Annotated in this window: 14 protein-coding genes; 7 read left to right on the plus strand and 7 right to left on the minus strand. The window is 74.1% G+C overall.

The annotated features are described in order from the left end of the window. Positions 1-3: 3 nt before the first annotated feature. Positions 4-693 carry a hypothetical protein gene (locus ABZ370_RS21965; protein WP_358623379.1) on the minus strand — a complete coding sequence of 230 codons (690 nt, stop codon included), beginning with the start codon at positions 691-693 and terminating at the stop codon, positions 4-6. A gap of 112 nt (positions 694-805) precedes the next feature. Here ABZ370_RS21965 and ABZ370_RS21970 point away from each other — a divergent pair, with 112 nt between their 5' ends. From ABZ370_RS21970 to amaP, 5 genes are read left to right on the plus strand one after another with little or no spacing between them, the layout of a single operon-like run. Then, a complete protein-coding gene (locus tag ABZ370_RS21970; RefSeq protein WP_358623381.1) occupies positions 806-1282 on the plus strand; it encodes an Asp23/Gls24 family envelope stress response protein in 477 nt (158 codons plus the stop codon). Positions 1283-1324: 42 nt separating this feature from the next. Further along, positions 1325-1516: a hypothetical protein gene (locus ABZ370_RS21975; RefSeq protein WP_358623384.1), complete on the plus strand. Its 192-nt coding sequence runs from the start codon at positions 1325-1327 to the stop codon at positions 1514-1516. Beyond that, positions 1497-1850, plus strand: coding sequence for a hypothetical protein (locus ABZ370_RS21980; protein ID WP_358623387.1), 354 nt, complete (start codon positions 1497-1499; stop codon positions 1848-1850). The genes ABZ370_RS21975 and ABZ370_RS21980 overlap by 20 nt, the downstream gene beginning before the upstream one ends. After that, a complete protein-coding gene (locus ABZ370_RS21985) occupies positions 1847-2386 on the plus strand; it encodes a DUF6286 domain-containing protein (RefSeq protein ID WP_358623390.1) in 540 nt (179 codons plus the stop codon). The genes ABZ370_RS21980 and ABZ370_RS21985 overlap by 4 nt, the downstream gene beginning before the upstream one ends. Positions 2387-2395: 9 nt before the next feature. Beyond that, entirely contained in the window at positions 2396-2941 is a 546-nt protein-coding gene (gene amaP / locus ABZ370_RS21990) for an alkaline shock response membrane anchor protein AmaP (protein WP_358623393.1), read from the plus strand. A 1277-nt stretch (positions 2942-4218) separates the two neighbouring features. Here amaP and ABZ370_RS21995 read toward each other — a convergent pair. From ABZ370_RS21995 to ABZ370_RS22015, 5 genes are all read right to left on the minus strand, one after another. After that, entirely contained in the window at positions 4219-4974 is a 756-nt protein-coding gene (locus ABZ370_RS21995; protein ID WP_358623396.1) for an SDR family oxidoreductase, read from the minus strand. 4 nt (positions 4975-4978) lie between these two features. Further along, positions 4979-6760: a glycoside hydrolase family 15 protein gene (locus tag ABZ370_RS22000; RefSeq protein WP_358623399.1), complete on the minus strand. Its 1782-nt coding sequence runs from the start codon at positions 6758-6760 to the stop codon at positions 4979-4981. A 30-nt stretch (positions 6761-6790) separates the two neighbouring features. Then, positions 6791-7615: an SURF1 family protein gene (locus ABZ370_RS22005; protein WP_358623402.1), complete on the minus strand. Its 825-nt coding sequence runs from the start codon at positions 7613-7615 to the stop codon at positions 6791-6793. 78 nt (positions 7616-7693) lie between these two features. Continuing rightward, positions 7694-7927 (minus strand): hypothetical protein, encoded by a 234-nt coding sequence (locus ABZ370_RS22010; RefSeq protein ID WP_358623405.1) that lies wholly within the window; start codon positions 7925-7927, stop codon positions 7694-7696. Between the two features lie 64 nt (positions 7928-7991). Next, complete coding sequence (locus tag ABZ370_RS22015; RefSeq protein ID WP_358623408.1) at positions 7992-8987, minus strand: DEDDh family exonuclease; 996 nt, start codon at positions 8985-8987, stop codon at positions 7992-7994. Positions 8988-9149: 162 nt separating this feature from the next. On the opposite strand from ABZ370_RS22015, the gene ABZ370_RS22020 reads away from it, so the two are divergent. Next, the gene (locus tag ABZ370_RS22020) at positions 9150-10085 is read left to right on the plus strand and encodes a sterol desaturase family protein (protein ID WP_358623410.1); all 936 of its coding nucleotides are present in this window, start codon (positions 9150-9152) and stop codon (positions 10083-10085) included. Then, positions 10082-10744: a lysoplasmalogenase gene (locus tag ABZ370_RS22025; protein ID WP_358623413.1), complete on the plus strand. Its 663-nt coding sequence runs from the start codon at positions 10082-10084 to the stop codon at positions 10742-10744. Before ABZ370_RS22020 ends, ABZ370_RS22025 begins: the two co-directional genes overlap by 4 nt. Here ABZ370_RS22025 and ABZ370_RS22030 read toward each other — a convergent pair. Next, a complete protein-coding gene (locus tag ABZ370_RS22030; protein WP_358623416.1) occupies positions 10719-11240 on the minus strand; it encodes a hypothetical protein in 522 nt (173 codons plus the stop codon). The two genes, ABZ370_RS22025 and ABZ370_RS22030, sit on opposite strands and share 26 nt — an antisense overlap. Between the last annotated feature and the right edge of the window lie 3 nt (positions 11241-11243).

Consider the following 11243-nt stretch of genomic DNA (forward strand, 5'->3'; position numbering starts at 1 on the left):
GCGTCAGCCGCCGGTGTCCACGGCGGTGACGAGGACGGCCACCGTCGCCGCGGGCGGCGCGGTGGCCGCGACCGCCGCGCGCACCTCGCGGGCCACGTCCAGGGCGCGGTGGCCCGGGGCCACGGCCAGTTCGATACGGACGTGCGCCCCCTCGACCCGTACCGCCCCCCGGCCCAGTACCGGGGCCAGCCGGGCCACCCCGGGTACGGCGGTGACGGCGGCGGCGATGGCCGAGCCGTCGTCCGTCGGCTCCTCGGCCGGTGGCTGCCCGGCGGGCGGCGGCTTGCCCTCCGGGGCCTCGTCCAGGAGGTCCGTCACCCGCAGGTCCACGGCGCCGACCGCCAGCCCGAGCCGGTCTTCCGCCGCGCCCAGCAGGGCCCCGCGCAGCCGCTCCGCCGTCACCGGCAGCGGCCGGTCCACCGCCGCCGCGCACTCCGCCCAGGCCCGCAGCGGCCCCGGCGGCAGCGCGCTCGGCGGCGCCGGAACCACGGGCGGCGCGGCCGCCTCCGGGTTGGCCAGGGCGATCCGGAGCGCGCCGAGCCGTACGCCCGGCACGGCGTCGGCCGCCCGCCGGAGCACGGCGTCCGCAGCGCACTCGGTCAGCCAGGCGCCGTCCTCCGGCCCGCCCAGCGGGAGGAGACGGCCGAGCCGCAGCTGCTGCCGTACGGCTTGTGCGAGCCGGTCCGTGACCACGGTGCCACCCTTCGGCGAGTGAGTCCCTGAATGATGCATAACGGGAGCTTTCCGGGCAAATCACCTTTAGTGTGGCAGGTAGGGCGAATGAAGAAGGAAGGGGCGATCGGTGATGTCCGAGACCGCGCCACGGAACCGGCCACAGGCCGCCGTCGCGGAGCCGTCCGCCGGTACGGCGAAGACCTTCGGCGGCAGCGTCGACCCGGGAGCCCGCGGCCGTACCACCATCGCCGACGGCGTGGTCGAGAAGATCGCCGGAATGGCCGCCCGCGATGTGGTCGGCGTCCACGCCATGGGCGGCGGCCTCGCCCGCACCTTCGGAGTCGTCCGCGACCGGGTGCCCGGCGGCGGCAAGTCCGTCGCCCGCGGCGTGAAGGCCGAGGTGGGCGAGGTGCAGACCGCCCTCGACCTGGAGATCGTGGTCGACTACGGCGTCTCGATCGCCGACGTCGCCCGGGCCGTACGGGAGAACGTGATCACGGCGGTCGAGCGGATGACCGGCCTTGAGGTGGTCGAGGTCAACATCGCGGTCAGCGATGTGAAGTTGCCGGATGAAGAAGAGGAAGCGCCGGAGCCCAGGCTGCAGTAACCGCGGGAGCGGCTCCGGTGCGCTCCAGCAGGGGAGCACACGATGAGCATGGCCGTGATCGGGATGATCGCGGGGATGGCGCTGGGTTTCGCCGGATACTTCGGTGGTTTCGGGGCCTTTCTGCTGGTGGCGGCGTTGGGCGCCGTCGGGTTCGTCGCGGGCCGGTTCCTGGACGGCGACCTGGAACCGGGCGACTTCTTCCGCACCCGCGACCGTGGCGAACGGCGGCGGTGACCCGGTGGGACCACGCGAGCCGGGGGAGCGGGGCGCGACGCGCATCGCGGACCGCGCCGTCGCGAAGATCGCCTCGTGGGCGGCGCGGGAGGCACTCGGCGGCGGCCCGCCCCGGCCCCTGCCCCGCGCCGCCGTCGCGGTCCGCGCGGGCGCCGCGCGCGTACGGGTCGCCATCGAGCTGGGCTATCCGTCCGACATCGGCGCACAGTGCGGGGCCGTACGGCGGCATGTGACGACACGGGTCGGCGAGCTGACGGGCATGGAGGTGCCGGACGTGGCGGTGACGGTGGAACGGCTGCACTCACCGCAGCCGGACCGGGGAGAAGTCCGATGAACGGTTTCGGCCGCTTCTGGTCCACCCGGCGCGTACCGGCCGGGCTGACCGCACTCGTCCTGCTCGGCGTGCTCGGACTGTTCCTGTACGACCTCGTCTCCCAGCGCACCGGCCACCCCGTGATGGAGTGGCGGCGATGGCTCGCCGACCAGCTCGCCTCACGCCCGCTCGACGACGGCTGGATCGTCGGCATCGCGGTGGCCCTGCTCGTGATCGGGGCGTGGATGGTGGTGCTCGCCGTCACCCCGGGCCTGCGGAAGCTTCTGCCGATGAGCGGAAACGACGGCGTCCGGGCCGGAATCGACCGGGCCGCCGCCGGGCTGGTGCTGCGCGACCGGGCGATGGCCGTGCCCGGCGTACGGACCGTACGCGTCGACGTCGGCCGCCGCCGCGTCAGGGCCCGCGCCCAGGCGCACTTCCGCGACCTCGACGAGGTACGGGCCGATCTCCTCGCCACCCTCCAGGACGGCATCCGGCAACTCGGGCTCGCCCGACGCCCGGGCCTGTCCGTCCGCGTACGACGACCGGCGAGGTGACCGGGCCCCATGCGGATCGCGAACCGATTGCTGCTGGGCGTCCTGGGCGCCGCCTTGATGGGCGCGGGCGCGGTGACCCTCCTCGCCGGTCGCCGTTCCCCCGGCACCGTCCTGCTCACCCGCGCCGACCGGGTGCGCTGGCGCGACGAGGGCTGGTGGTGGCCCGTCGTCATCGCGACGCTGAGCGTGCTGGCGCTGCTCGCCCTGTGGTGGGCCCTCGCCCAACTGCGGCGGCGCAGGCTGAACGACGTCCTCGTCCCCCTGGACGACGGCACCGGCGCCCGCCTGCGCGGCCACGCCCTCGAAACCGCCCTGAGGGCCGACGCGGAGTCCCTGTCCGGCGTCGCCCACGCCCACGTCCACCTCCACGGCCGCCGAGCCGCGCCCAAGGCCCGCGTGGCCCTGGTCCTGGACCCGAGAGCGGAACCGGCCGCCACCCTGCGCCGCCTCGAGACCCAGACCCTGACCCAGGCCCGCACCTCGGCGGGCCTGCCCGACCTCCCGGCAGAGGTCCGGCTACGCGGCGAACACCACGGGGCGGAGCGGGCGCGCTAGGCGCTGGGTGCGCCTGTGGTGCGTTTTGGGTGCCGGGTGCGGGGCCTCCGGGGCAGGGCCCTGGACTCGTATATTTTTGGCGCCGGTGCCCGGAGACGTGGGGTGGGCCGGGAGTGTGCGCCACACATACACGTCATCGTCCAGGACCCCACCCCTGCGACCCCGCCCCCTCCCGCCGGTGGCCCAGCCCCCCCGTCCACCTCCGGTTCGCCCGGCGGCGGACGTCCGGGCGGGGGGTGGGCACCCCCGCCCCCTCCCGTCTCGTCGGCAACTCCCCACCGGTGGCCCCGGCCCCGGCCCGCCCCGTGGCAGGCGGCCGGGAGGGGGTGGGTCGACCCCGCCCCCCTCCTGCCGAGCAGTGGCTCCCCGCCGGTGGCTCCGTGCCCCGGTCCGACTCCGGTTCGCCCGGGGGTTGGCGGCCGGGCGGGCGGGGGTGGGTCCGACCCCGACCCCCTCCCGCCGAGTAGCGACTCCCCGCCGCTGGCCCGGTCCCACGGCCCGGTCCCGGCCAGCCCGGTGGCGGGCGGCTGGGCGGGGGTGGGTTGCGACCTCGCCCCTCCCGTCTCGTCGGCGGCTCCCCGCCGGTGGCTCCGGACCAGGTCCGGCTCCGGTCGCCCCGTGGTGGGCGGCTGGGCGGGGGTGGGTGCGGACCCGCCCTCTCCCGTCGAGTAGCGGTTTACCCGCCGGTGGCCCGGTCCCACGGCCCGGTCCCGGTCAGCCTGGTGGCGGGCGCGACCCCGCCGCCTCCCGCCGAGCAGTGGCTGCCCGCCGGTGGCTCCGTGCCCCGGTTCGGCTCCGGTTCGCGCGGGGGCGGCGGCCGGGCGGGGGTCTGCCCCTCCCGCCTCGTCAGCGGCTCCCCGCCGCTGGCTCCGGCCCCCACCCTCCGTACGGCGGGCCCCGTCCGGCGGGCCCCGGCCTTCTGCCCCCCCAGCCGTCCGGGACGGGGTTGGTGCCACCGGCGGGGAGCCGCCATGCGGCGGAGGGGCGGGGTCGCAGGGGTGGGGTTCCGGACGCTGACGTGTATTTGTGGCGCCCATTTCCGGCCCACCCCACGTCTCCGGGCACCGGCGCCAAAAATATACGGTCCGGGACCCTGCCCCGGAGGCCTCGCCCCGGCACCGCCCACCGGCCCAACCGCACCCTCACCCCGTTCCGGGTTCGCAAAATCCAGCCCCTCCGGCGTTTGAGGAGCGGGGTCTGGGGCGGAGCCCCAGCGGGGGTCCGGGGCGGAGCCCCGGGGTCGGGTAGGGGCGGGGTGGGGAAGAACCCCCCCGGCCTCACCAGCCGTGGAGCGCGCCCCCGTCGACCGGGAGCATCAGCCCGGTCAGATACGAGGCGGCGGGGGAGAGAACGAACGCGGCGGCCTTGCCGAACTCCTCGGGCGCGCCATACCGCCGCAGCGGAATCGCCGCGCTGTTGCGCTCACGCGCGGCGTCCGCGTCCCCGGAGAGGCCGTCCAGCTCGCGCACCCGGTCGGTGTCGATGCGGGCCGGGAGAAGGCCCACGACGCGGATGCCGCGCGGTCCGAGCTCCAGCGAGAGGTTCTTGGCGAAGCCCGCGAGCCCGGGGCGCAGGCCGTTGGAGACGGTGAGGCCGGGGACGGGCTCGTGGACGGAGCCGGAGAGGACGAAGCCGATCACACCGCCGGGGGTGAGCTCGGCGGCGGCGCCGCGGGCGAGCCGCACGGCGCCGAGGAAGACCGAGTCGAAGGCGGTCTGCCACTGGGCGTCGGTGATGTCGGCGGTGGGCCCGGCGGGCGGCCCGCCGACGCTGATGAGGATGCCGTCGAAGCGGCCGAACCGCTCGCGGGCGGTGGCGATGAGGCGTTCGGCGGCGTCGGGGTCGGCATTGTCGGCGGCGACGCCGATCGCGTTCGGGCCGAGGTCGGCGGCGGCCGCGGCGGCCTTGTCGGCGTCGCGGCCGGTGATGAGCACCTTGGCGCCGTCGGCGACCAGCTCCGCGGCGGCGGCGCGGCCCAGCCCGCGGGTGGCTCCGGTGACGATGTATACGCGGTCGTTGAGTCCAAGATCCATGGGTTCAGTCTGCCTGGGACGGGTCCGCGAGGGTGAGGGCGGTCCCCACCAGACCGATGTGGCTGAAGGCCTGCGGGAAGTTGCCGAGCAGCCGGTCGGCCTCGGGGTCGTACTCCTCGGCGAGGAGACCGACGTCGTTGCGCAGGGACAGCAGCCGCTCGAACAAAGCGGAAGCCTCCCGGCGGCGGCCGGTGAGGTGGAGGGCGTCGGCGAGCCAGAAGGAGCAGGCGAGGAAGGCGCCCTCGGTGCCGGGGAGCCCGTCGGCGGTGTCGTCGGTGGAGTAGCGGCGGATCACCCCGTCGTGGCTGAGCTCGCGGCGGACCGCGTCGACGGTGCCGATGACGCGGGGGTCGTCGGGGGGCAGGAAGCCGACGCGGGGGATGAGGAGGGTGGCGGCGTCGAGCGCGGTGGAGCCGTAGGACTGGGTGAAGGTGTTGCGGGCGGCGTCGTAGCCCTTTTCGCAGACCTCGCGGTGGACGGCGTCCCGCATGGCCCGCCACCGGTCGACGTCGCCGAGCAGCTCGGGATGGGCTTCGGTGGTGCGGACGGCGCGGTCGGCGGCGACCCAGGCCATGACCTTGGAGTGGACGAAGTGGCGGCGGGGGCCGCGGACCTCCCACAGGCCTTCGTCGGGGTCCTGCCAGGCGGATTCGAGGAAGTCCATGAGGGCGCTCTGGATTTTCCAGGCGTGCGGCTGGGGCGCCATGCCGTGGGCGCGGGCGAGGTGGAAGGAGTCCAGGACTTCGCCGTAGACGTCGTGCTGGCGCTGGGCGACGGCGCCGTTGCCGACGCGGACGGGGGCGGAGTGGCCGTACCCCTCCAGCCAGGGCAGCTCGTGTTCGGGGAGGCGCCGCTCGCCGCCGAGCCCGTACATGATCTGGAGTTCGGCGGGGTCACCGGCGATCGCGCGGAGCAGCCAGTCGCGCCAGGACGCGGCCTCTTCGCGGTAGCCCGCGGCGAGGAGGGCGTTCAGAGTGAGGGTGGAGTCGCGCAGCCAGCAGTAGCGGTAGTCCCAGTTGCGCACCCCGCCGAGCCGTTCGGGCAGCGAGGTGGTGGGGGCGGCGACGATGCCGCCGGTGGGCGCGTAGGTGAGCGCCTTGAGGGTGATCAGGGAGCGGACCACGGCGTCCCGGTAGGGGCCCCGGTAGCGGCAGCGGGCGGCCCAGGCGCGCCAGTCGTCCAGGCTGGACCGCAGGGCCTTGTACGGGTCGACGAGAGCGGGCCGGGGCTCGTGGGAGGGGTGCCAGGTGAGGACGAAGGCGACCCGGTCCCCGGCGGAGACGGTGAACTCGGAGCGGGTGCTGAAGTCCTTGCCGTAGGTGTGCACCTCCGGTTCGGAGCGCAGCCATACGGAGTCGGGCCCGGCGACGGCGGTGCGGTGGCCGTCCGTGCGCCGCACCCAGGGAATGACATGCCCGTAGTCGAAGCGCAGCCGCAGGACGCCCGCCATCTCGACGCTGCCGGAGACGCCCTCGACGATGCGGATGAGGTCGGGCGCGCGGTCGCGCTGCGGCATGAAGTCGATGACCTTGACGGTGCCGGAGCCGGTCTCCCAGACGGTCTCCAGGACGAGGGAGTCGTCCAGGTAGCCGCGGCGGGTGCAGGCCCCGGCGCCCTTGGGGGCGAGCCGCCAGTGGCCGTTGTCCTCGTCGCCGAGGAGGGCGGCGAAGCAGGCGGCGGAGTCGAAGCGGGGCAGGCACAGCCAGTCGACCGAGCCCTCGCGGCTGATCAGGGCCGCCGTCTGGTGGTCCCCGATGAGTGCGTAGTCGTCGATGTCCTGTGCCACGTCGGAGCACCTTCCCGGAGAGCGGGAAGGCTAGTCCGCATTGGCGGCCGCGGGGGTCTTGGGCTCGGCGCCCTCGGCGGCGCTCCCGGCGGTGGCCTTGGCGGCCTCGGCCGCCTGGTCACGGCGCTCCCGGCGGGCAAGCACGAACCAGCCGACGGGCACTCCGGCGGTGAACAGCCACCACTGGACGGCGTATGCCATATGGGGGCCGATGTCGCTGTGCTCCGGCTCCGGCACCGGGTCGGGCTGCTTGCCGCCCTTGGGGGAGGACGAGGTCAGCTCGATGTAGCCGCCCTGGACGGGCCGGCCGAGCGCCTTGGCCTGCTGCTCGCTGTTGATCAGCATGACCTGGCGCGGCGGCAGACCCGACTTGTCCTTGATGCCGCTGTCCGCGCTGGTCTCGTCGGCCTTGAGGCGGCCGGTGACGGTGACCTTGCCGCGGGGGGCGGCCGGGATCTCGGGGAACTTGGTGAGGTCGGCCCCGGCGGGAATCCAGCCCCGGTTGACGAGGACGGCGCGCTTGCCCTCGATCAGCGGGGTGAGGACGAAGTAGCCGATGCTCTGCTCGTCGGAGCCGGTGCGCTGGCGGACGACGACCTCATGGGCCGTGTCGTACGTCCCGGTGGCGGTCACCGTGCGGAAGGTGTCGTCGCGGGGGACGGTGCGGCCGGGGGCGGTGAGCTTGTCCACCGGCATGGCGGGGGCGCCGAGGTTGTTCCCGATCAGCTGGTTCTGCGCGACCTTTGCCTCGTGGCGGTGCAGCTGCCAGAAGCCCAGCCTGATCATGGTGGGGATCAGTGCGAGCCCGATCAGGGTGAGGATCACCCACTGCCGGGTCAACAGGAAGCGGTACACGTCCTTGACCCTACTCGGCGTGGATTGTCCCCCGGCCGCGGGGGGCACCGGACGACAATCCACGCATCCGGCCCGGGGTCATGCGTGGTCGACGATGCCCACCTTCCCTTCCGCGCGGGAGCAGTGGGCGCCGCAGTAGTAATGGCCGTCCACCTCCACCCCCTGGCCGATGATCTGGCACCGGCAGTGCTCGCAGATGGGCGCCATGCGGTGGATGGCGCAGGAGAAGCAGTCGAAGACGTGCACATTGCCCTGGGCGTGCACCTCGAACGTCATGTTGTAGTCGTTTCCGCAGACCTCACAGCTAGCCATGCGCCACAGCGTGCGGGCCGGGGCGGTGGCGGGGCGAGCGGCGGGCGGGCGCGTCGCGCGGGTTTCACCTGATTGTCGGCTCGGCGGGGGTGACGTCGAGGAGCAGGTGCGTGAAGGCGGCCTCGTCGACGACCGGGGTGCCGAAGGAACGGGCCTTGGCGGTCTTGGAGGTGGCCGCGTCCGGATCGTTGGTGACCAGCAGGCTGGTGAGCCGGGACACACTGGTCGCCACGTGCAGCCCGGCCTCGACGGCCCGGTCCTCCAGCAGCTCACGGTCGACCGAGGTGTCCCCGGAGAACGCCACCCGCATGCCCTGGGTCAGCAGCCCGCCCGGCCGGTAGCGCCCCGGGTTGGGGTACGGGCAGGCGGGGCGCTTGCGGCTGGGGCGCCAGCTCTGCGGCTGGTACGAGCGCTGGGCGCCGATCCCGCGCGACGGCGGGTCGGACCACTCGGTGAGCGGCTGACAGGCCAGCAGCGGCAGCCGCACCCCGGCCTCGGCGGCCCGGTGGAGGCTCGGCCGGAACGTCTCGGCGAGCACGCGCGCGTCGTCCAGCGCGTGGTGGGCGCGCTCCTGGACGACGCCGTAGTGCGCGGCCAGGGTCTCCAGCTTGTGGTTGGCCAGCGGCAGCCGCAGCTCCTTGGAGAGGGCGATGGTGCACAGCCGCTGACGCACCGGGGCCTCGGTCTTCGACCGGGCGAACTCGCGGGCGATCATCGACCAGTCGAAGGCGGCGTTGTGCGCGACCAGGACGCGCCCGGCGAGGCGCTCGGAGAACGCGGCGGCGATGTCCGGGAAGAGCGGCGCGTCCTTCAGCGTCTCCCGGGTGAGGCCGTGAATCCATACGGGTCCCGGGTCGCGCTGCGGGTTGACCAGCGTGTACCAGCGGTCCTGCACCGCGCCCCGGGCGTCGAGCTGGTAGACCGCCGCGGAGATGATCCGGTCGTCGCGGGCGAGACCGGTGGTCTCGACGTCGACCACCGCATACCCCTGCGGATAGGCCTCCGGCCACGGGGGTGTTGACGCGGTGCGCGGGGCGGCTGCCGTGGGGTCTTCGAGCATGGTCCATGAGGATACGGGCCGCCGCCGACACTCCGGACCGCCGGGCCCGTGCGGGTACGTGCCGTCAGCGGATGAGCCGGGGCCCGTTGTTGACAACACGTCTACCATACTTGTTGGTAACTACCTCTGGCGGTGCGGCGAAAGCGGTTCTATGTTGCCGGTATGCCGCATTTGCCCAACGCCGTGCTGTGGTCGATACCCGCCTTCGTGCTGCTCGCCGTCGTGGAGATGGTGAGTTACCGCCTGCACCCCGATGAGGACGCCGCGGGCTACGCGGCCAAGGACGCCGCGACGAGCGTCACCATGGGGCTCGGCAGTCTCGTCTTCGACCTGGTGTGGAAGATCCCGATCGTGGCGGTGTACGCCGCCGTGTACGAACTCACCCCGCTGCGCGTCCCGGTGGAGTGGTGGACGCTGCCGCTGATGCTGCTCGCGCAGGACTTCCTCTACTACTGGTCGCACCGCGGGCACCATGTGATCCGCATCCTGTGGGCCTGCCATGTGGTGCACCACTCCAGCCGCAAGTTCAACTTCACCACCGCGCTGCGGCAGCCGTGGACCACCTGGACGGTGTGGCCGTTCTACGTACCGATGATCGCGCTCGGGGTGCATCCGGCCGTGGTCGCGTTCTGCTCGTCGGTGAACCTCGTCTACCAGTTCTGGATTCACACCGAGCGGATCGGCACCCTGCCGCGCCCCGTCGAGTCCGTCTTCAACACGCCGTCGCACCACCGCGTCCACCACGCCTCCCAAGGGGGCTATCTGGACCGCAACTTCGGCGGCATCCTCATCGTCTGGGACCGGCTCTTCGGGACGTTCGTCCCCGAGACGCGGCGCCCGGTCTTCGGGCTCACCAAGGACATCGACACCTACAACCCGCTGCGCGTGGCCACCCATGAGTACGCGGCCATCGCCCGGGACGTCGCGGCCGCTCGCGACTGGCGCGAGCGCGCCGGACGGGTCTTCCGGGGCCCGGGCTGGGCGCCCGCGGCGCCTCCCGCCGAGGCGGGCACGCCGGAGCGGGAGCCGGGGCGGGAGCCGGGGCGGGAGCCGGGGCAGGGGCCGGGGCGCGAGCCGGAGCGGGAGCGCGCCCTATGAGCGCGCCGCGCGCCCTGGCCGCGCTCTTCGCGCTGCTGGCCGCCGGGCAGCTGGGCGCGCTGCTCGCGGACGCCACCGTGCTCGTCCAGCTGACGAAGCCCGCCCTGATGCCGGTCCTCGCGGCGTACGCGGCGCTGCGCGGTGGGCCGCGCCCGCTGGTCGCCGCCCTGCTGTGCGGCTGCGGCGGGGACGTGCTGCTGCAACTCGGCGGCGAGGCCGCCTTCCTGGCCGGAATGGGCTGCTTCGCGGCCGGACACCTTTGCTACCTCACCCTGTTCGCACGGTCCGGAAGGCGCCGTACGGCGGCCTGGGCGGCCTGGGTGGCGTGCGGCTACGGCGCCCTATGGCTCGGCAGCACGGCCGCGCTGTGGCCCGGGCTCGACGCCGGGCTGCGCGTGCCGGTCGCCGCGTACAGCCTGCTGCTGACGGCGATGGCGCTGGGCGCGCTGCGCGCGGGCCCGTGGACCGGGCTCGGCGGGGCGCTGTTCCTGCTCTCCGACGGGCTGATCGCGGCCGGTCTCGCGGACTGGCCGCAGCCTCCCGTACCCCAGTTCTGGATCATGGCCACCTACCTCGCCGCGCAGTACCTGCTGACCGCCGGCCTCCTCCGCGAGACCGCCCGGCAAGCGGCCGTCAGGCCGGTTCCGGCAGCCGCCTGAGCCGGACCATCCGGGCCGGGTCGGAGGGCCGGTCGTGGCTCAGCTCCCAGCCCTGCGCTCGTGCCACCTCGACGACATGGCCCGCACCCACGGCGCGGAAGTCGCGCACCGGGATGTCGTACGGGCCGGGCGGCGGCGCCTTCTTGGCCTCCCTGGCGGTCAGCTGCTTGCGGGTCAGACCGGCGACCTTCTCGTCGGCCCGCGCCCGGTAGTAGTCCGCGTCGCCCTCGTGCCGCAGTTCCGGCCAGGTCACGCACCAGGCGGGCCACATCGACACGCGGTCCATGAACCGGTCCATCGTCTTGAGGAAGCCCTTCTCGAAGCCGGGTATCACGGTCAGGATCTCGCCCACGATGCTGAACGCGACGGCAGCCAGGAGGATCACCACCACCAGCAGCCACCACACCGGCAGGACCAGCACGGTCAGGACGAACCGCAGGAGCAGCGGGGTGGCCGGCCGCGGCGGCAGCGGGCCCCAGGAGTCGTCGTGGTGCACGGC

The sequence above is a fragment of the Streptomyces sp. NPDC005962 genome (assembly GCF_040629205.1).
Lineage (GTDB): Bacteria > Actinomycetota > Actinomycetes > Streptomycetales > Streptomycetaceae > Streptomyces.

Excerpts from the sequence above, each read along its gene's own strand:
- ABZ370_RS21985 (WP_358623390.1), top strand. The coding sequence starts at position 1,847 with ATGAACGGTTTCGGCCGCTTCTGGTCCACCCGGCGCGTACCGGCCGGG.
- ABZ370_RS22015 (WP_358623408.1), bottom strand. The coding sequence starts at position 8,987 with ATGCTCGAAGACCCCACGGCAGCCGCCCCGCGCACCGCGTCAACACCC.
- ABZ370_RS22025 (WP_358623413.1), top strand. The coding sequence starts at position 10,082 with ATGAGCGCGCCGCGCGCCCTGGCCGCGCTCTTCGCGCTGCTGGCCGCC.
- amaP (WP_358623393.1), top strand. The coding sequence starts at position 2,396 with ATGCGGATCGCGAACCGATTGCTGCTGGGCGTCCTGGGCGCCGCCTTG.
- ABZ370_RS21995 (WP_358623396.1), bottom strand. The coding sequence starts at position 4,974 with ATGGATCTTGGACTCAACGACCGCGTATACATCGTCACCGGAGCCACC.
- ABZ370_RS22010 (WP_358623405.1), bottom strand. The coding sequence starts at position 7,927 with ATGGCTAGCTGTGAGGTCTGCGGAAACGACTACAACATGACGTTCGAG.
- ABZ370_RS21970 (WP_358623381.1), top strand. The coding sequence starts at position 806 with ATGTCCGAGACCGCGCCACGGAACCGGCCACAGGCCGCCGTCGCGGAG.
- ABZ370_RS22020 (WP_358623410.1), top strand. The coding sequence starts at position 9,150 with ATGCCGCATTTGCCCAACGCCGTGCTGTGGTCGATACCCGCCTTCGTG.
- ABZ370_RS21975 (WP_358623384.1), top strand. The coding sequence starts at position 1,325 with ATGAGCATGGCCGTGATCGGGATGATCGCGGGGATGGCGCTGGGTTTC.